This is a genomic window from Xenorhabdus khoisanae (genome assembly GCF_001037465.1).
Classification (GTDB): domain Bacteria; phylum Pseudomonadota; class Gammaproteobacteria; order Enterobacterales; family Enterobacteriaceae; genus Xenorhabdus; species Xenorhabdus khoisanae.
Genome location: NZ_LFCV01000134.1, coordinates 1 through 20,598, shown reverse-complemented (window position 1 = coordinate 20,598; position 20,598 = coordinate 1). Strand labels below are relative to the sequence as shown.

16 protein-coding genes and 1 pseudogene are annotated in these 20,598 nt (G+C 44.2%); 9 read left to right on the top strand and 8 right to left on the bottom strand.

Going from position 1 to position 20,598, the window contains the following annotated elements; genetic code table 11:
• From AB204_RS23605 to AB204_RS17145, 3 genes and pseudogenes are all read left to right on the top strand, one after another.
• A partial coding sequence (locus AB204_RS23605) for a hypothetical protein (RefSeq protein WP_235428124.1) occupies window positions 1-227 on the top strand: 227 nt, incomplete at its 5' end.
• A 102-nt stretch (window positions 228-329) separates the two neighbouring features.
• Window positions 330-931 (top strand): annotated as a pseudogene (locus AB204_RS17150) (FadR/GntR family transcriptional regulator).
• A 66-nt stretch (window positions 932-997) separates the two neighbouring features.
• Complete coding sequence (locus tag AB204_RS17145; protein ID WP_047964597.1) at window positions 998-2,380, top strand: DHA2 family efflux MFS transporter permease subunit; 1,383 nt, start codon at window positions 998-1,000, stop codon at window positions 2,378-2,380.
• A 5-nt stretch (window positions 2,381-2,385) separates the two neighbouring features.
• On the opposite strand, the gene rbsR is transcribed toward AB204_RS17145, so the two are convergent.
• The 6 genes from rbsR to rbsD form a co-directional block, all read right to left on the bottom strand.
• Window positions 2,386-3,387 (bottom strand): ribose operon transcriptional repressor RbsR, encoded by a 1,002-nt coding sequence (gene rbsR, locus AB204_RS17140; protein ID WP_047964596.1) that lies wholly within the window; start codon window positions 3,385-3,387, stop codon window positions 2,386-2,388.
• Window positions 3,388-3,389: 2 nt separating this feature from the next.
• The gene (rbsK, locus tag AB204_RS17135; protein WP_047964595.1) at window positions 3,390-4,319 is read right to left on the bottom strand and encodes a ribokinase; all 930 of its coding nucleotides are present in this window, start codon (window positions 4,317-4,319) and stop codon (window positions 3,390-3,392) included.
• 64 nt (window positions 4,320-4,383) lie between these two features.
• Window positions 4,384-5,274 (bottom strand): ribose ABC transporter substrate-binding protein RbsB, encoded by an 891-nt coding sequence (gene rbsB / locus AB204_RS17130; protein ID WP_047964594.1) that lies wholly within the window; start codon window positions 5,272-5,274, stop codon window positions 4,384-4,386.
• A 24-nt stretch (window positions 5,275-5,298) separates the two neighbouring features.
• A complete protein-coding gene (rbsC, locus tag AB204_RS17125) occupies window positions 5,299-6,270 on the bottom strand; it encodes a ribose ABC transporter permease (RefSeq protein WP_047964593.1) in 972 nt (323 codons plus the stop codon).
• Between the two features lie 54 nt (window positions 6,271-6,324).
• Entirely contained in the window at window positions 6,325-7,839 is a 1,515-nt protein-coding gene (rbsA, locus tag AB204_RS17120; protein WP_047964592.1) for a ribose ABC transporter ATP-binding protein RbsA, read from the bottom strand.
• A 7-nt stretch (window positions 7,840-7,846) separates the two neighbouring features.
• Window positions 7,847-8,266, bottom strand: a complete 420-nt coding sequence (rbsD, locus tag AB204_RS17115; protein WP_047964591.1) for a D-ribose pyranase — start codon at window positions 8,264-8,266, stop codon at window positions 7,847-7,849.
• Between the two features lie 276 nt (window positions 8,267-8,542).
• Here rbsD and ravA point away from each other — a divergent pair, with 276 nt between their 5' ends.
• Window positions 8,543-10,048: an ATPase RavA gene (gene ravA / locus AB204_RS17110; protein WP_047964590.1), complete on the top strand. Its 1,506-nt coding sequence runs from the start codon at window positions 8,543-8,545 to the stop codon at window positions 10,046-10,048.
• Window positions 10,049-10,132: 84 nt separating this feature from the next.
• Here the strand turns inward: ravA and AB204_RS17105 are convergent, their stop codons facing one another.
• Window positions 10,133-13,624 (bottom strand): DEAD/DEAH box helicase, encoded by a 3,492-nt coding sequence (locus tag AB204_RS17105; protein ID WP_235428123.1) that lies wholly within the window; start codon window positions 13,622-13,624, stop codon window positions 10,133-10,135.
• A gap of 158 nt (window positions 13,625-13,782) precedes the next feature.
• Between AB204_RS17105 and viaA the strand changes: the two genes are divergently transcribed.
• A complete protein-coding gene (gene viaA, locus AB204_RS17100; protein WP_047964588.1) occupies window positions 13,783-15,240 on the top strand; it encodes an ATPase RavA stimulator ViaA in 1,458 nt (485 codons plus the stop codon).
• Window positions 15,241-15,243: 3 nt separating this feature from the next.
• Here the strand turns inward: viaA and asnA are convergent, their stop codons facing one another.
• The gene (gene asnA, locus AB204_RS17095; RefSeq protein WP_047964587.1) at window positions 15,244-16,236 is read right to left on the bottom strand and encodes an aspartate--ammonia ligase; all 993 of its coding nucleotides are present in this window, start codon (window positions 16,234-16,236) and stop codon (window positions 15,244-15,246) included.
• 166 nt (window positions 16,237-16,402) lie between these two features.
• Between asnA and asnC the strand changes: the two genes are divergently transcribed.
• The 4 genes from asnC (at window position 16,403) to rsmG (ending at window position 20,293) form a co-directional block, all read left to right on the top strand.
• The gene (gene asnC / locus AB204_RS17090; RefSeq protein ID WP_047964586.1) at window positions 16,403-16,864 is read left to right on the top strand and encodes a transcriptional regulator AsnC; all 462 of its coding nucleotides are present in this window, start codon (window positions 16,403-16,405) and stop codon (window positions 16,862-16,864) included.
• A 91-nt stretch (window positions 16,865-16,955) separates the two neighbouring features.
• Complete coding sequence (gene mioC / locus AB204_RS17085) at window positions 16,956-17,396, top strand: FMN-binding protein MioC (protein WP_047964585.1); 441 nt, start codon at window positions 16,956-16,958, stop codon at window positions 17,394-17,396.
• A 375-nt stretch (window positions 17,397-17,771) separates the two neighbouring features.
• On the top strand, window positions 17,772-19,661 hold the full coding sequence (gene mnmG, locus AB204_RS17080) for a tRNA uridine-5-carboxymethylaminomethyl(34) synthesis enzyme MnmG (protein WP_047964584.1): 1,890 nt from the start codon (window positions 17,772-17,774) through the stop codon (window positions 19,659-19,661).
• An 11-nt stretch (window positions 19,662-19,672) separates the two neighbouring features.
• A complete protein-coding gene (gene rsmG, locus AB204_RS17075; protein ID WP_047964583.1) occupies window positions 19,673-20,293 on the top strand; it encodes a 16S rRNA (guanine(527)-N(7))-methyltransferase RsmG in 621 nt (206 codons plus the stop codon).
• Window positions 20,294-20,598 lie beyond the last annotated feature (305 nt).

The following is a 20,598-nucleotide window of genomic DNA, read 5'->3' as shown; positions in this document are numbered from 1 at the left end:
TTAAAGAGCGTTGGCAACCGGCAGTTCTCTGCCCGGTTGCGAGGCTGCGTATCTTACGCTTTTCGCCTCCGGAGTCAAGCGTTTATTTTCGCTTTTCTCCGACTTCCCTCGGCGGCGTGTCTCAGCTCAGCGTCGGTCAGTGGTGGCGCATTATAGGGAGTTTTCCGGCGCTGACAATAGTTTTTTTGAATTTTTTTTCCGTTCGTTTTTTTTTTCAACAAATTTGACGTTTTTGTTCTTTTTTCGCCCTAAAACTGATGAAATAGACAACAATTATTAAATATATGCAGTAGGATAACGAATTGAATAAAGGGGGAGGGATGGCATCCATGCAGTTAAAAGAACAGAAAAATACGGAAAAAAAGAATCTGTCCTATCTTTTGGCTGAACAAATAGGCCAGCAAATTCTTTCTGGTGAGTATACCGCTGGAAGTCTTCTACCTGGCGAAATGGAATTGACCAAACTCTTTGATGTCAGCCGGACAGCCGTACGGGAAGCAATAAAGATTTTAATCGCTAAAGGAATGTTGTTATCTCGACCCAGAGTCGGTACACACATTATGCCTGCCAGTCACTGGAACTTTCTTGATCAAGATTTGTTAAGGTGGTGGATAACTCCCTCTAATATTAATGAGGTCATGACACACTTCCAACAATTGCGTCTGATTATAGAGCCACAAGCCTGCTTTTATGCGGCCATCAACGCATCCCATATCCAAAAACAAATCATGTCCTCCTTAATCAAGGAGATGTATTTATTGGCTCTTTTGTTAATTTGTTGCAACCCGTATACCAACACTACTTTGAAAAAATCATTTCAGGCAAAGCCTTCCGCCTAGAAGCACATAAAGCGATTGTTGATGCAATTATCCACGGCGACAGCCAACTAGCTTTAGCGGAATGCCACAGGTTATTAATAACCAGCGAATAGTTTAATGTATTAAAATATCTTGTATTGACTAATTATCGATCACTACAGAATAAAACGGGATCTCTGATGGTTAAATCCGCACGCAATATGTCGGGCTTGCCTTGGGTTGCAGCCATGGCTTTTTTTATGCAGTCTTTGGATGCCACAATTCTTAACACCGCACTACCGGCAATTGCTAAGAGCCTCAATCATTCTCCACTAGCAATGCAACCTGCCGTTGTTAGTTATACTTTAACTGTGGCGATGTTGATACCCGTCAGCGGTTGGTTAGCTGATAGATTTGGCACTCAACGAGTGTTCATTTATGCCGTTTTTTTCTTTTCATTAGGTTCACTCGCTTGTGCTTTGTCCCACAATCTCTCTTTATTAGTCATTTCCCGGGTGATTCAAGGGATAGGTGGGGCCATGATGATGCCTGTTGCGCGTCTGGCGTTATTGCGAACATATCCACGCAGTGAACTGTTACCTATTTTGAGTTTTGTTACCATGCCAGGGTTACTGGGGCCGATTTTAGGCCCAATGTTCGGTGGCCTGTTAGTCACTTATGCCACATGGCATTGGATTTTCATCATTAATATACCCATCGGTTTTTTAGGCATTATCTATGCCATCAAGCACATGCCTAATTTGACCATGCCAAAATGTCCTTTCGATTTTCTGGGATTCATACTGTTTAGTATGGGATTGGTGATGATTTCAGTCAGCTTTGATTTGTTTGGTAACAATTCATTCGCTGGCTATATTCCTGTGGCATTGTTAGCTAGCGGTGTCATTATGCTGTTAGGGTATATTTTCCACGCCAAAAGGCATCCAGATCCCCTTATCGACCTCCGACTGTTTCAAACACACACATTTTCAATCGGTATCGCCAGCAATATTGTGACTCGTTTAAGTACAGGTTCGCTCTCATTTATCATTCCGTTGATGCTACAAGTCGGGTTTGGGTACTCAGCGGTGATTGCCGGAATCATTATGGCCCCGAATGCTATTGGTTCTATCTTCGCCAAATCATTTGTTACCAAGATACTGACTAAATTTGGATATCGAAGTACGCTTATCTGGGCCACGATTATTATTGGTGTAATGATTTCACAGTTTTCCCTACAGACACCGGAAATATCTATCGCATTTTTTATAATCCCTCTATTTATATTGGGAATGGCGATGTCTACACAGTTCACAGCAATGAATACGATTACTCTTGGTGATCTAAGTGATAACAATACAAGTGCTGGTAATAGTCTGCTAGCAGTCACTCAACAGTTATCCATCAGTTTTGGGGTAACCATCAGTGCCGCAGTTCTTCGGTTTTATGAGTCAATGGAATATGGCTCAACTGTGAGCCATTTCCACTATACCTTGATTACGATGGGTATTATTACCTTGATTTCTTCTACTGTATTCCTGTTACTGAATAAAGAAGATGGCAATAATTTAATTAAGAAATGAGGCCATTAACGGCTGGCAACGGAACTGCGTTCGATCAATTTTGGCGTCAGAACCAGTTCCTTGGGTTCGCTTTCCGGGTGATCCATTCGATACAGCAAGCTATCAATCGCCAGCTTGCCCAATTCATCTTTTGGCTGATGAATAGTCGTCAACGGAGGAATGAGATAAGGTGCTATTGCAATATCATCATATCCGATAATAGAAATATCATCCGGTACTGAAAGACCCGCCTGATATAAGGCTTGATATGCACCAACCGCCATAGCATCATTTCCTGCAAAAACCGCTTCGGGAATTTCAGGTAATTGGAGGAGTTTTTTCATTGATAACAATCCTCCGGCAAATTCATAATCACTGTGGATTTCATAACCATCGGGGATCTCAAGCCGAGCATCTCTCATTGCTTTTCGATATCCGGCCAGACGCTGACGGGAAAGAGATGTATTCTGTGAGCCTGCGATACAGGCAATTTTGCGAAACCCACGATTAATCAGATAAGATGTGGCTAATTCTCCTCCGAACAGAGAGTTATCTTTAATAACATCACTAGAAGCATCAAAAGGGGACCAATCCAATGTCACCATTGGCACTAGCGGATATCGCAATAGAAAGTCTTTGGATAGCAATTTATGTTCGGAACTCATGATTAAAAGGCCATCGACGCGTTTTTGCAATAGTGTTTCCATACTGCGAATCATACGGGTAACACTACCCTCAGTATTACACAGAATTAAACTATATCCCCGTTCGTAACAATTGCTTTCGACACTTCTGACAACTTCTGAATAAAAAGAGTTATCACTGGTCGTAACCAACATACCAATGGTTTTAGTTTGCTTGACTTTCAAGCTCCTTGCCAAAGCAGACGGCGCATAATTCAATTCCTCAATCGCTGCATTGACTTTCTTTTTCACGTTTTCACTGACATAACGATTGCCATTAATCACATGAGAAACCGTTGATGTCGATACACCCGCAAGACGGGCAACGTCCTTCATGGTAGCCACAGTTAATCCTGTTCAGATAGAAATGCATCAATTTCATTTCGCCACGGAACCGCAGGCTGTGCTCCCTGACGCGTAACTGCAATCGCAGCCGCAGCATGAGCAAAGCGGATCGCCGACAACATTTCTTTTCCTTCCAGCAATCCCGTTACCAAGGCGCCATTAAATGTATCCCCAGCAGCAATTGTGTCGATCACTTTTACTTTAAAACCGGGAACAATTTTACCTTCCTTACCTTTTTCACTCAGCCATACACCTCGACTGCCCAATGTGATAATGATCGTTTCTATGCCTTTATCATGTAAGGCCTGAGCAGCTTTCTCCGCTCCAACGTCATCTTTTACGGCAATGCCAGTCAAGTACTCTGCTTCGGTTTCATTCGGCGTGATAATATCCACCAGCGAAAGTAACTGATCTGAGATTTTTTGTGCTGGTGCTGGATTCAAGATCACTTTGGCATGATGTTTCTTGGCCGTTTCAGCAGCAAGTTGTACTGTTTCCAATGGAGTTTCAAGCTGCAATAACAATGCATCAGCTTCTTTGACAACTTGGTCATGACGAAGGAAATAATCAGGAATTAGTCTCCCATTTGCCCCTGCATTAATGCCAATCACATTTTCACCCTGCCGATTGACAAAAATCAGGGCAACGCCCGTTGTTTCCCCTTCAATAACCTCAATTGAGGAGGTATTGATATTATCTTTCGCCAACTGTTGGCAAACACGTATGCCAACATCATCCTGGCCAACGCAAGCAATAAATGTAATGTTAGCACCACAACGACCAGCAGCAACGGCCTGGTTTGCTCCCTTTCCTCCAAAGGCAACCTTATACTGTTCTCCTCTCACTGTTTCCCCTGGTTGGGGAAAAGAGTTGAGATTCAATATGTGATCTACATTGATGCTACCCATCACAACCAGTTTTGCCATACTCATTACATTTATTCCTGTGTAAAAATAATGCAGCCATAAAAACTAATGGCTGCATGAATAATGTTGATTATTTCTTAACAACTAATTCCAGTTCAACCGGAATGATGGCATCAACTTTTTCACCTTTTAGCACTTTGTCTGCGGTCTGAACGCCGATGATACCCATTTGATCCGGACGCTGTGCGATCGTTGCTCCCAATTTACCGCTCTGTACAGCCTTAAGAGCATCGTCAGTGCCATCAAATCCGACAACCAACACATCTTCTTTATCGGCTGCCTGTAACGCTCGCAATGCACCAAGAGCCATTTCATCATTTTGGGCGAAAACGGCTTGTACTGACGGATGAGCTGTCAGCAGGTTTTGCATGACATTCATCCCCTTTGTGCGATCATAATCAGCGGGCTGACTAGCTAACATATTGAATTCGTGCTTTTGGACTGCCTGACCAAAACCTTCACCACGTTCACGTGCTCCTGAAGTTCCTGGAATACCTTCTAATTGAATGACCTTGACATTATTACCTAATTTTCTAGCGATAAAATCAGCTGCCATTTTGGCGCCTAAACGGCTGTCAGAAGCAATATAGCTGATAACATTGCCCTTATACGCTGAACGGTCAAGAGTAATAACCGGAATATTCGCCTTATTTGCCACGATCACTGCATTACCAACGGCATCCGAGTCGGTTGGGTTGATTAACATCAATTTTATGCCGCGAACCGTCAAATCCTGTACATTGGCCAATTCTTTTGCCGGATTATCCTGAGAATCAAGCACAATCAGGTTATATCCCAATTTATCAGCTTCTTTTTGTGCGCTATCTTTCATTGTGACAAAGAAGGGGTTATTCAAGGTTGAAATAACCAATGCGATGCTATCTTTCGCCAGTGCATTAGCACTTATAGTGGCACTCAATGCCATGGCGGAGAGAATGGTTGCCAGCTTCTTCATTTTCATTTTATTTTTTCCTGTAGGGTGAGGTTATTTACTGCTTTTGTTATCAACCAAGACTGCCAGTAAAATAACAACTGCCTTGACTATCATCTGGTAATTGGAAGAAATACCTAATAAATTCAAACCATTATTCAGAAAGCCTAAAATCAGCGCACCAATCAGCGTGCCAACAATCCGTCCCCTACCTCCTGCCAGACTGGTTCCTCCCAGTACAACAGCAGCAATAGCATCTAACTCATAACCACTCCCTGCCATCGGTTGGGCAGAAGATAATCGTGCAACTTCGATAATGCTGGCCAATGCTGCCAAGAAACCACATAGGGAATAAACGGTTATTTTTATTTTATCAACGTTAATACCTGATAAACGTGTTGCAAGCTCGTTTCCACCTAAAGCGTAAATATAACGACCAAGGCGCGTATGGTAGAGGACGAACCATGCAACAACAAAAGTAAGCAGCATAATCCAGACTGGAGTCGGTACTCCCAATGGACGGCCGATACCGAACCAGCCAAATAGATCCGCATTGTCACTAAAACCTGTATTGATCGGGCTACCATCGGTATAAACACGGGTGATACCACGCAATAGCAACATCATGACCAATGTTGCAATAAATGCCTGAACTTTGCCTTTTGCAACAATAAAGCCAGTACACGCACCAATAGCTGCTCCCAATGCCAATGCACAGGCAACAGCCACTAATGCATTAACATCACTACTTACCATTGATGCTGCTATTGCTCCTGTCAGTGCCAACAGAGAACCGACAGATAAGTCAATCCCCGAAGTCAAAATCACCAATGTCATTCCTACAGCCATGATGGCATTAACAGATGTTTGCTGAAGGATATTAAAGAGGTTATTCAATGTGAAAAAGTTGGGGCTAAGGAAAGAAACAACCGCAATCAGCGTTAATAACGCAATAAGTGATTTTTGTTCCATCAACCATGTTTTCGTAAACCAACGTCGGGAGGCTGGCTCTGTACTAGAATTCATATCTATTCCCTTGACCATTCTCTTTTAATTCACTGTATTTTGTTTGTCGATAGATTATATGTCGGTAGATTGTGTACCTATAAACTGCTTGCCAACGGCAGCGGCCATCAACGCTTCCTGAGAAACACCATTCGCATTGAATTCCCCACTGATACTACCTTCATGCATCACCAGAATACGGTCACTCATTCCCATCACTTCAAGCATCTCAGAAGAAACCAAAATAATGCTCAAGCCTTCTTTTTTAAATTGGTTGATAAACTGATAGATTTCTTTTTTCGCCCCAACATCTACGCCTCTGGTTGGCTCATCAAGGATTAAGACTTTTGGACAAGTCATCAACCCACGGGCAATAGTCTCTTTTTGTTGATTACCACCAGAAAGCAAACTAATAGGTTGTTCCATAGAGGGGGTTTTGATATTGAATAACTTGATGAAATTAGCAACGGATTTTTTTTCTGCCAAATGATGCAAACGATAGAAATTTTTACTGAAAAAAGGCAAAAAGGTTAGGGACATATTCTCTTTAACAGACATACTTAAGACTAATCCATCACGCTTGCGATCTTCTGAGATATAGACAATGCCGTTGGCTAGCCCTTCTTGTGGATTTCGGATAGTTAGAGGTTTTCCATCCAGCAAGATCTGACCTTCAGTTTTCGACAATGCCCCATATATAACCTTCATCAATTCAGTTCGGCCTGCGCCCATCAAACCAGATATTCCCAAAATCTCGCCGCTATACAGGGAAAAACTAACATTTTTGATCCCAGAGCCAGACAGGTTTCTAATCTCTAACCGCTTTTTACCACGCGGTAGATCCAAGCGAGGATATTGCTCACCAAGCTTGCGCCCCACCATCATTTCGATCAATCGCTCTTCGTTCAGAGCATTGATGGGCTGTTCACCAATAAATTGCCCATCGCGCAATACCGTCACATCATCACAAATTTTAAAAAGCTCTTTCAAGCGATGGGAAATATAGACAATGCCACATCCTTGCGCTTTCAGTTCCCGTATGACCTGAAACAAGGATTCAGTTTCAGTATCAGTCAAGGCATCTGTAGGTTCATCCATAATGATGACTTTGGATTGGAAACTCAGCACCTTGGCAATTTCTACCATTTGTTGTTCACCAATGGACAATTCAGAAACAAGCCGGTGACTGCTATAGCGAATATTTAGACGCCTCAGCAAGTGATCGGCTTCTTCATACATTTTTTTCCAGTTGATAACGCCGAGTTTATTGACGAATTCACGGCCCAAAAAGATGTTTTCAGCAATCGTTAGCTGGGGGATGAGGTTTAGCTCTTGATGAATAATGCCAATACCCGATTCCTGAGAGGATTTAGGGCCAGAGAAAGCCACATCTTGCCCAAGATAGCGGATCGTGCCAGCATCTTTTGTATAAATACCGGTCAAGACTTTCATCATCGTGGATTTGCCGGCACCGTTTTCGCCGACTAATGCCATCACTTTCCCGGGATAAACACGCAATGCGGCTCCTGACAATGCTTTTACCCCAGGGAAAGCCTTATCAATCCCCTTTAACTCCAGTAATGGCTTCATAATAACCTCAGAAAGTTACACCAGAGCAAAGGAGGATATTGGCATAAGGAGAACATTCTCCTGTACGGATAATCGCTTTGCTCTTCTCTGTTTTCTCTTTCAGAATGCTATGACTGACATACTTTATTGCAATTGCATTTCCCTGTTGTATTTCGAGATCAGCAATACGCTTAATGATTTGCTCATGTATTTGCGGATTGTGTTCAATAATTTCAGCGGCCAAAATGACCGCTTCAACTTGTACTTCCTGAACAACAACATCAAAAACAGATAACAGATCGGGTGTTCCCTGGGTTAGCGCTAAATCAATTCGTTGGGTAGACGACGGGATAGGTAACCCCGCATCACTGATCACAATCTGATCAGTGTGGCCCAAACGAGAAATAACGGCTGAAATATCAGAATGTAATAAAACGCCTTTTTTCATTTTTATAAGTCTCTTAACGAAACGTTTCGCTAAGAGCGCTATCATATAAAGCTAACTATCAAAGACAACATGAATGATACGAAAATGTGATCATCATAAAAACGTTTAGGGCGGAGATAAATAGAAGAAAAAATTAACTTATTGAATAAGTTAGGCTTAATCGTTTTTTTTAAATATACCATTAAAGTTTAATAATCCATCATTAAAATCTTTGCATAGATTGAATTTTACCTATAAATAAAGGAAGGTGATTATCCGAGCCATGGTGTAAATAATATGCAATTGGTCGAGAAAATATCTCAGTTATGTCAGTATCTGGAAAGTGGCTTATACGAAAGACGACAAGCCATTCGTCTTTGTTTACTGGCCGCTTTATGTGGAGAAAGCGTTTTTCTCCTTGGTCCCCCCGGTATAGCTAAGAGCCTGATCGCCCGTCGGCTCAAGTTTGCATTTCAAAATGCACGCGCTTTTGAATACCTCATGACCCGTTTTTCCACTCCAGAAGAAATCTTTGGCCCCCTTTCCATTCAAGCCCTCAAAGACGAAGGACGTTATCAACGCCTCACCGAAGGCTATTTGCCTGAATCTGAGATTGTTTTTTTGGATGAAATTTGGAAATCAGGCCCGGCTATTCTGAATACGCTACTAACAGCAATCAATGAAAAGAAATTCAGAAATGGCACTCAAGAAGAACTATTGCCAATGCGTTTGCTGGTTACCGCATCCAATGAACTTCCTGATACAGATAGCGGTTTGGAAGCGCTCTACGATCGTATGTTGATCCGTATTTGGCTAGATAAAATTAAAGAAAAGAAAAATTTTCGGGCCTTACTGACTGACCGGAACAATGAAAATGACAATCCTGTTCCTCTTCACACTCAAATCACGGATGATGAATTTCATCAGTGGCAAGACAAGATCAACCATGTATCGTTACCAGACCATATTTTTGAGCTGATTTATCAACTACGTCAGCAAATAAATGCTACTGGAAATATTCCTGACATTTCAGATCGCCGCTGGAAAAAATCCATCCGCTTATTGCGGGCCAGTGCTCTTTTCAGTGGACGAAACGAGATTTCCCCGCTAGATATAGTGTTATTAAAAGATTGTCTGTGGCACGATTTGAATGCTTTAAAACTTCTGTCACAACTTCTGAATGCTTTGTTGACAGAGCAAGCCTATCAACAGAATTCTCTGGCACAAAAAATAGATGGGTTATATCAGCAATGGGTGCAATCCAGTCAGGATAAAAATACGTATTCCCCTTTGCAATTAGTCACCAAAATCTCCCTTTTTGGCCGTAAAACCCTTTATTCACTCTCTGAACATATTCAGGATGAAAAACTGACGCTATTTTTACAGCCTTCATTACATTTGCATGATATCGAAGTTAATTTCATCGAAATAGACAAAAAATCACTGGAAAATACCCTAAAAAATAACACCGGGGAATTGTCCGCCCGCTTAAATGGTATTGGTTTTCCACAAGCCATTGCGACAGAAGTTAACGAAAAGCATCAGCTTGAAGTGCTAGATATCAGCCGTAATAGCGCCGTTCTCTGCCAAGCAGGGAAAAAATCAGTCACTTCAGAAAAAAACAATAACGAATGGAATGAAAAACTAATAGCCATCAGCGATGAAATTCAACAGCAACGCTATCTGTTTAATCAGCATCAATCCTGTTTATTTATCGAAGAACATTGGCTTGCCAGCATCGAACAAAGTTTCCTGCAATTAACCGAAAAACAGAAACTGCTGAGATCAAAAATGGGGGAGTAATATCATGTGGATCTTCTGCAAGGGAGCGACATTATGACTTATACAGAATGTCAAATGTCATCTCCCTTGGGATGAAGTCATGCATCAAGCAAGCGCAAACAGTTCTCTAAGCGCTTGCGTATCCAGATTGCCTATCCATTGCTCTCCACTACCCACCACCATATCGGATAGCTCACGTTTACGCTGGATCATTTCGTTAATGCGTTCTTCAAAGGTAGCACTGGTAATAAAACGGTGCACCTGCACATTACGCTGTTGACCAATGCGATACGCACGGTCAGTGGCCTGCGCCTCTACCGCGGGATTCCACCATAAATCGAAGTGAATCACGTTTGAGGCGGCAGTTAGGTTAAGACCCGTGCCTCCGGCTTTGAGGGATAACAGAAACACCCGCTCAGTACGGTCGGTCTGAAATTTCTCTACCATTTCGTCACGTTTAGAGCGGGATAGGCCGCCATGCAGGAACATCGGGGCCTGCCCGTATCGCTGCCGCAACCAGTGGGCCAGTAATTCCCCCATCTCACGGAACTGAGTGAAAATGAGCGTCTTCTCGTGACTGGCATATATATCGTCGAGCAGATCGAACAAGCGTTCGAGCTTACCGGAAGCCACGGCATCGCTGGCAGGTTGTTTCAGGTACAGATCGGGATGGTTGCAGATCTGTTTTAACGCCAGAATCATTTGTAATACCAAGCCCTGACGTTTGAACTGATCTTCTTCGGCTTCAAGGGTCAGCAGACCTTCACGCACCACCGATTCGTACAGTGCGGTTTGTGCTGCCGTCAAGGTGCAGTATTGATCACTCTCAACCTTGTCAGGCAGGTCGCTGATCACGTTGCGGTCGGACTTAAGGCGGCGCAGGAGAAAGGGAGCAGTGATGCGTTGGAAGCGTTCCGCTACCTGCCGATCGCGGTTGATCTGGATCGGCGTAGTGTAATCTTTCTCGAAACGTTTAAGTGTGCCCAGATAACCACGATTGACGAAATCCATTAAGCTCCAGTACTCAGACAGACGGTTTTCAACGGGAGTACCACTCATGGCGATATAGCCAGCAGCAGGGATGGACTTGAGCGCTTTGGTCTGCGCGGCTGACGGGTTCTTGATGTTCTGAGCTTCATCCACCACCAGCACCCGCCAGGACATAGCCTTGAGCGTAGTCACCGCACTACGAACAATACCGTAGGTAGTCAGCAAAATATCCGGCCGTTCGCAGCTCAATTCACGTTTGCTACCATGAAATACGCCGATGCTGATCGTTGGCGCAAAGCGAGCTATTTCCCTCTGCCAATTGGTCAGCAAACTGGTGGGAACCACTATCAGTGCCTTAGACTGCTCTAAAGCACCGTCCTGTTTGAGCTTAAGCAGAGCAGCGATCACTTGCAGCGTTTTTCCAAGCCCCATATCATCAGCAATAACGCTGCCAAAACCTACCTGTAAATTGCGTAACATCCAAGCGTAGCCGCGTTGTTGATATGGGCGCAAGGTAGCGGAGAGGTCGCACGGTAAGGGCACTTCACCCGACTCCCTCAACTCGGCCAGCAATTGTAGCGTGTTGTCGTCAAGCTTTACTGGTGTACCTCCATATTCGCCAGCCAATGCAGTGCGCAGCAGTTCAGTACCCGACAATTTAGAGGGGCGGTCCAGTTGGGCTTGCAAGCTCGCAATTTCTTCCGGGTCGAGGTAGACATATTCTCCCTTGAAACGCACCACGCCCGTTGCGCCTTGAACCAATTGCTCGAACTCAGCACGAGTCAGATAATGTTCACCCAGAGCTACCCGCCAATAGAAAGTCAGGATCTCATCGACTCTCAATTGGTTGCTTCCCAGCCCCTGAGCCTGACTGGATACATTCATCGACAACCGAGGGCGTAACAATCGCTCCAGCGCCTTGGGTAGCAAAGTGCGAATGCCGAGTAGCTGAATGGCAGGTAGTGTGTTGAACAATAGCTCAGGCAGTTGTTCAGCCGTCAGAACAATAGGAGAACGTGCGCCCTGTCTCAAGTAGTCATTAAGGGGTGGGAAAAATTCGGCCAGCAGAACAACCGTCTGCAAGATGCCGAAACGCGCCTGACCCCACTCTTGCTCAGTCAGCACGCTGTGTAACGGAACCGGTGGTGTCAACAAGGCTGATTTGGGCTGAATAGCCAACCCCACCTCGAAATTGCCGAACGCTCCCTCATCCAAGCTCAGCACGGGAGAATAGTCCCGTTCGGCCAGATGATAGCGTGCAAGCCAAGTCTGTAAGGCAGGGCCGATAGCACTTTCCACCGGACCATCAAAACTTTCCGGTTCACCGCTGAATAACAGGGACAAGATTTTATTGTCGCGCGGTTTCTCTCTGACATACTCCGACCCCATTCGTAGGTAATAACCGAGAAATACCGCACATAGCGCGCAGGTCTGCATCATGGGTGAAATAGCCTGATTCCGACTCAACACGGCCAGTTGCGGCGGCAGGCCTCTTGCCAGAAGCTCTATCTGTTCAGCAACCCGGTTATCGAGCATGGCCGGTAACCAACGCACTCCCAGAACACCTGACTCCACAGAAAACACCTGTGGCACTACCGCGCCGTGAGCCAACAGATGTAAAGATATCATGCGCAGGTGGAACAGGGCGGCCACCTCTGGTTGCCTGTCCGGCAAGTCTGCCGGCGTGAGTTGTGCCAGTGCGGTGTCCAGTTCTTCAATGGTATACAGGCCGTTGACACCACTGATGATGGCGTCTCCCTCCCGACTCAGCGTGATACGGGGACGGTGGGGAGCCAACAAGGTGACCATAGGCATATCCATCAGAATTTTTCCATCCAACACCTTGCGGGCAAACTTAGCCACCCGCGCCAGTACTCTCTGCATCACCTTGCGCAGATCGCCGTCAGGGAAAAAAACGGTTTGCGTTGGCAGTACCGCCAATAGCGGCTCAGACAGCGATGGCAAGTCAGCATAAGATAACGTTTCCAGTGCCATCGGATCCGGCGGGGTAGCCTCTGCCGGCGCTCCATCTTCAATTAACAGGGCCGACAAGCGCGGCACATTGACCACCGCCTCGCGCTCAATATTAATCCCTCGTTCTTTTAGCTGCTGAATCAGATCCACACCACGCAGGGAGAACACCAGAAAAGGATTGCTGTCGATTTGACGACTGATCAAGTAAATCGTTGCTGCCAAGTGCTTACAAGGCACCGCCCAGTCGGGGCAGGAACATCTCATTACTAAATCTTTCCACTGGGACGGAAAGATGGCAATACCCAAGCGTTTAGCCTGCGCTAACACTGAAGGATCCAATTCTCGATTGAGCAGACGGGCAATCACACCAGGATCATCCACTAACGCGTCAAGCAAGCGATCGACTTTCTTCTGGGTCAGTGGGGGGACTTGAATTAAAACTTGATAAGGTAATGGACGGGAACCCTGCACCTTGGCCTTTAAAGTGCCTTCCTTCAATGTCAGATTCTTGACCACGCCTTTATTGGCGTAAGTTCGCCCACGCGGCAATCGGTTGTCATAATCTATATTAGTGAGAGCGTTCAGCCACTGTTTACCCCACCAGGTATTGCCATAACTCATGATATTTACCAAAGAAGATAGAAGATATAGACTAAATTTTACGAGTTTTGGCTACAAAGCACATGACTATTTCTGCAACATCGGCACATGCTCCACAATGGGAAACTCACCAGACCTCCGGTCAGGGTGGGATTGACTAAAACAATTGAGATCAAATATGGGGTAGCCATATGTTAACGCTGACCACACTCGATCTCCTGCTTTCTATCAATGAAGGGGAGCTGATCGAAGAGATCATTTTGATATTGTTGAGTACTCCTCAGTTAGTTATTTTCTTTGAAAAACATCCAAGACTTAAACAGGCATTGCTGAAAGATCTTCCCGCGTGGAAGCAAACATTACGCCAAAGAATAAAAGAGGCTTTTATACCAGTCCGATTAGCCGAAGAATTTCAGTTATACCAACACTTACAGGCAGCCAATACGACAGAGTTTTATCAACAGCTACCTGAAATTACAGAGAAACTCCAACAGCTTTCATCCCCTTTTGCCAATGAGGCCGGCTCACTGTTCAAGGCATTATCTGAACATACTCACTCAGGGCAAATTCTGTTTCTTCAGCGATGGCGAATCAGCTTGATCCTGCAAGTAACAACATTTAACAAGACATTATTAGCACAAGAGAAAGAACAGTTACTGGCAGAGATCCAGAAACAATTAACTCTCAGCGGTAATCTTGATCCAATATTTGATCACAATGATCGCGCCGCTGGCCGATTATGGGATATGAGTAAAAGCCAGCTTCATCTGAATTCAAACAATGTACAGCTATTCACCCTCTATGCTGACTTTCTCAGGCAACAACCTGAGCTAGAAAAACTGGCCCAATTGCTTGGCCGCAGCCAAACTGCGAAATCCATTCCCGAAGAAAGCCATGTTCTTGAACCATTCAGCCAAACTGAAAGAATGCCGGATACTGTGCCAGAGCAGGTCAGCGGGATTCGACAAAGTGATGACATCTTAAGGTTGTTACCTGCTGAGATGGCCATGCTGGGTATTAAAGAGCTGGAATATGAATTTTATCGACGGCTGGTGGAAAAGAAACTGCTGTCTTATCGCTTGCAAGGGGATAACTGGCAGCAAAGAACTGCATTAAAACCCGTTACTCATCATCATAATGAAGCCCAACCACGAGGGCCCTTTATTGTTTGCGTCGATACCTCAGGTTCAATGGGGGGGTTTAATGAACAGTGTGCTAAGGCATTTTGTCTGGCGTTAATGCGAATTGCTCTGGCGGATAACCGTCATTGTCATATCATGTTGTTCTCGACAGAACTCGTTCACTATGATTTGACGTCACCGGATGGACTCACTCAAGCAGTACATTTTCTGGGACAAACGTTCAAAGGGGGAACCGATCTGGCATCCTGCCTGAATGCAACAGTTGAAAAAATGAAAGAAAATATCTGGAAAGATGCTGATACTGTTGTCATTTCAGATTTCATTGCCCAACGTTTGCCAGACACTCTAATCCATCAGATAAAAAATCTGCAACAGCATCAACAACACCGCTTCCATGCAGTCTCCCTTTCCCATTATGGAAAACCCGGTATCATGCGGATATTCGATCATATCTGGCGTTTTGATACCGGGCTCACAAGCCGCTTACGGCGAAGATGGCGGAATTAAACCTTAGAGCACACCTTCAACTGATTCGATAATTTCTGGTGACCAAACCCCACACTGAACCTGACCAATGTGCGCCATTTGCAGCAACAGCATGACCAAACGAGATTGCCCAATACCACCCCCGATAGACTGCGGCATATCACCTTTGATCAGGGCCTGATGCCAATCCAACTGTAAGCGATCTTCATCACTGGTCAGAGCAAGCTGACGTTGCAACGCTTCAGCATTAACGCGAATGCCCATTGAAGAAATTTCAAAAGCATCCTGCAAAACTGGGTTCCAGACAATAATGTCACCGTTCAGGCCGAAGAAACCATCACTGTTCGGTGTTGTCCAATCGTCGTAATCCGGTGCGCGGACATCATGCGCTTGATCATCAGACAGCTTGCCACCAATTCCCATCAGGAAAATCGCACCAAACTCTTTAGCGGCCTCACGCTCACGACCTTTAGCATCCAGATCAGGGTAACGTTTCAGAAGCTCTTCGCTGTGGATAAAGTGAATTTGATCTGGCAGGAACGGTGCCAGACCAAATTCCTTACTTACAGCTTGTTGTGTTTCTTTTATTGCTTCGTAGATTTTACCTACTGTCTGTTTTAAATAGTCGAGTGAACGCTGACCTTCACCCATCGTTTTCTCCCAATCCCACTGATCAACAAAAACAGAATGGATAGGGGTCAAGCGATCTTCATCAGGACGCAGAGCCTTCATATGGGTATATAACCCTTGTTCAGCTTGAAAACCAAAGCGACCTAATGTTTTGCGTTTCCACTTCGCCAGAGAATGAACCACTTCAAACGTTGCATCTGGCAAAGTTTTCACTTTCACTTGCACTGCTTTTTCATGGCCGGACAGGTTGTCCTGAGTACCGTCACCAAGGCGGCTCAGAATAGGTCCCTGAACTTCGATTAAACCAAGTTGTTTCTCTAGCAGACGGGAAAAGTATGATTTCACAAAACTAATCTGCTGCTGTTTTTCAATGAAGGATGTTTTCATGATGCTGTTCTCAAAATTTTTTAGTGACCCTGTGTCCTGTTGATATAGATTAAGCAACAAAATGAGGTACAAATTCAATATCTGATAATAAAAATATTGTATAAGATTAATAAACGATAATTTTTACACTAGAAAAATGAATATTATTTAAAAATGGGGATTAAAAATGGCAGAAATTTATCAGATCGATAATTTAGACCGTGACATACTTCACGCTTTAATGGAAAACGCACGTACGCCTTATGCAGAATTAGCAAAAAAATTCGCAGTTAGCCCGGGGACCATCCACGTTCGCGTAGAAAAAATGAAACAATCAGGGATCATCACGGGTACTCGGGTTGATATCAGTGCCAAGCAGCTGGGATTCGATGTGTGCTGCTTCATCGGCATTATATTAAAAAGCGCCAAAGATTATCCGGCAGCATTGAAAAAACTCGATATGCTTGATGAAGTTGTTGAGGTTTATTACACCACAGGCCATTACAGCATTTTCATTAAGGTCATGTGCCGATCTATCGAAGCCCTTCAGGACGTACTTATCAACAAGATCCAAACGATTGACGAAATCCAGTCAACAGAAACGTTGATCTCTTTGCAAAACCCTATTACAAGGACAATCAAACCTTAGACCAGAAATGTCTTTAACCACATTATCCACAGGTAGATCCCAATAGACTCACAGCGTACAATAGTTGCTCTTTAATTTAGCAAGGATCATGATGAGCACGATAACCTTAATTAGCGGCAGCACAATGGGTAGCGCCGAATACGTTGCCGAACATATGGCTGAGATCTTAGAAAATAACGGGTTTTCAACAGAGATGCTTCACGGTCCTTCATTGGATGATCTTCCTCTTGAAGGACTGTGGCTTGTAGTTACTTCAACACATGGAGCGGGGGACTTACCTGAAAATCTCCAACCTCTGGCAGATATGATCACTCTACAACAGCCTGATCTAAGCAAGGTAACATTCGGCGCTGTCGGAATTGGCAGTTCTGAATATGACACATTCTGTGGTGCCATAAGATCACTTGAGCGCTTATTGGAGGATCTCGGAGCAAAAAGGATCGGGGATCGACTGGAAATAGACATCCTGCAACATGAAATTCCTGAAGATCCAGCCGAAGAATGGGTTAAAGAATGGTCAAAGTTACTCTGATCTGATTAAAAATATAACGATCAACTGTGGATAAGTCATCTGAAAAGCAGGGGTTAACCCGTAGTTATCCATTTGATAACCGAGTTTCAATCAAGTGCCTGTGAATAACTCGGCATTTAGATCCCAGCTTATACTGACTTGGATCACGGATCATTCACAGCAAATGATCCTTTACAGCATCATGATCTTTATATGGAAAATCCACTTATCCACAGATGATCGCGATCCTAATAAAAGATCCAATAAAGAGATCTTTAAATAAAAAGATCTTATTTTAAATAATGATGATCTCTCCCTACTTGGTCTGAGGTCCAAACTTGAGTAGAATCCTCTCCTCAATGCATATGAAGCATTCTCACAATTGAAGGTTCGAACATGTTTTATCCAGAGCACTTTGACGTCATCATTATCGGCGGAGGTCATGCCGGTACAGAAGCAGCAATGGCTGCCGCACGTATGGGGCGCCAAACCTTATTACTGACTCACAATATTGATACTTTGGGCCAGATGTCATGTAATCCAGCCATTGGTGGGATCGGTAAAGGGCATCTGGTAAAAGAGATCGATGCACTTGGCGGTCTAATGGCAAAAGCCACAGATCAGGCAGGTATTCAATTTAGAACACTCAATGCCAGCAAAGGCCCTGCTGTTCGGGCAACGCGGGCACAAGCGGATCGGGTACTTTACCGACAAGCCGTAAGAACCGCGTTGGAAAATCAGCCTAACTTAATGATCTTCCAGCAACCGGTCGAAGATCTCATTGTTGAGAACGATACTGTTACAGGTGTTGTTACTCGTATGGGATTAAAATTCAAGGCTAAATCAGTCGTTCTGACTGTAGGAACTTTCCTTGATGGAAAAATTCACATCGGACTGGAAAACTACAGTGGCGGACGTGCCGGGGATCCTCCTGCGATCTCGTTATCTCACCGCCTGCGTGAACTGCCTTTACGCGTATCACGCCTGAAAACAGGTACGCCACCTCGCATTGATGCGCGATCCATTGATTTCAGCCAGCTTGAACAACAATTAGGTGATAATCCGACCCCTGTATTTTCATTCATGGGGAATGTGGATCAACATCCACAACAAATTCCATGCTATATCACTCATACCAATGAAAAAACCCATGAAGTGATCCGCAACAACTTGGATCGCAGCCCGATGTACGCAGGGATCATCGAAGGGATCGGCCCTCGTTACTGTCCTTCCATCGAAGATAAAGTCATGCGTTTTGCAGATCGTAACGCTCACCAGATCTTCCTGGAACCAGAAGGGCTTACCAGTAACGAAATCTATCCAAACGGCATCTCAACCAGTCTGCCATTTGATGTACAGATGCAGATCGTCCATTCAATGAAAGGCATGGAAAATGCTCGTATCATTCGTCCGGGTTACGCGATCGAATATGACTTCTTCGATCCACGCGATTTAAAACAAACGCTGGAAAGTAAATTTATCCACGGTTTGTTCTTTGCAGGCCAGATCAACGGGACCACAGGATACGAAGAAGCCGCAGCACAGGGATTGCTGGCAGGCCTCAATGCTGCACGCTATGCTACCGGTGAAGAAGGGTGGTTCCCACGTCGTGATCAGGCTTATATCGGCGTTCTGGTTGATGATTTATGTACGCTGGGGACTAAAGAACCTTACCGTATGTTTACATCCCGCGCGGAATACCGCTTGATGCTGCGTGAAGACAACGCTGATCTTCGCTTGACAGAACAAGGCCGTAAACTAGGATTAGTTGATGATCTCCGTTGGGAACATTATTCCCGTAAAGTTGAAATGATCGAACAAGAACGTCAGCGCCTGCGTAATATCTGGGTACATCCTCACTCCGATAGTTTGGGTGATATCAACCAGATCTTGAAAACACCACTGTCAAAAGAAGCCAATGGTGAAGATTTACTGCGTCGCCCTGAAATGAATTACCAATTGCTGACATCCCTGCCGCGTTTTGCTCCTGCGATCACCGAGCCGCAAGCAGCAGATCAGGTTGAGATCCAAGTGAAATACGAAGGTTATATTGCTCGTCAGCAGGAAGAGATCGAGAAACAACTGCGTAATGAAAATACCGCACTGCCTGTTGATCTGGATTACCAGCAAGTCAGCGGGCTTTCCAACGAAGTTATTGCAAAATTGAATGACCATAAACCAAGCTCTATTGGTCAGGCTTCACGTATTTCAGGCATTACACCAGCAGCCATTTCTATTTTGCTGGTATGGTTGAAAAAACAAGGTTTATTACGTCGTAGCGCCTAAGGGGAAAGATTTTGCTTAACAAATTGGAATCGCTGTTGGCGACAACCAGCATTGAGTTATCGTTGGAACAGAAACAGCAGCTTGTTGCCTACGTTGATATGCTAAACAAATGGAATAAGGCCTACAATTTGACTTCTGTTCGTGATCCAAAACAGATGTTGGTTCGGCATATCATGGATAGCATTGTTGTTAGTCCATTCCTTCAGGGAACGCGGTTTATTGATGTGGGAACAGGGCCTGGCTTGCCGGGCATCCCATTGGCGATTGTGCGCCCAGACTCCCATTTCACCTTATTGGACAGTTTGGGAAAACGCGTTCGTTTTTTACGTCAGGTTCAGCATGAATTAGGTTTAACCAATATCGAACCTGTGCAAAGCCGGGTTGAAGAGTTTATCCCTGAACCGCCTTTTGATGGTGTGATTAGCCGTGCATTTGCATCTCTGCAAGACATGCTCTCTTGGTGCCATCATCTCCCTAAGCCGCTTGAAGGGCGTTTTTATGCTCTGAAAGGTGTGTTACCGGAAGATGAGTTGGCTCAATTGCCCGCAGGGATCGTCCTTGAGAAAGCTATTTCTCTTCAAGTTGCAGAGTTGGATGAACAGCGTCATCTGGTTATTCTTAAGTCAAACTAACTTTGTTATTTGTCAATAAAAATATAAATAATTAGTGATGCTAACCACATTTAAGATGTTGCTAGCGTTACTAATTATTCCTTTCCATTGTTTTAATTTTATTTACTGGTTGTTCACAGAAAAACAACGTTATTTTTATATTTATATGATTTTTCTTTCTGATGACAGCTATCGATTTTCTTTATAAATAAATTTTAGGTAAAGTGGGCAAAATAAACATTTAAACTTTTTTATCTATATATCAGATAAAATTTTATAGATATAATATAATTTTATTGATTTTAATTGAAAAAAATAAAAAATAT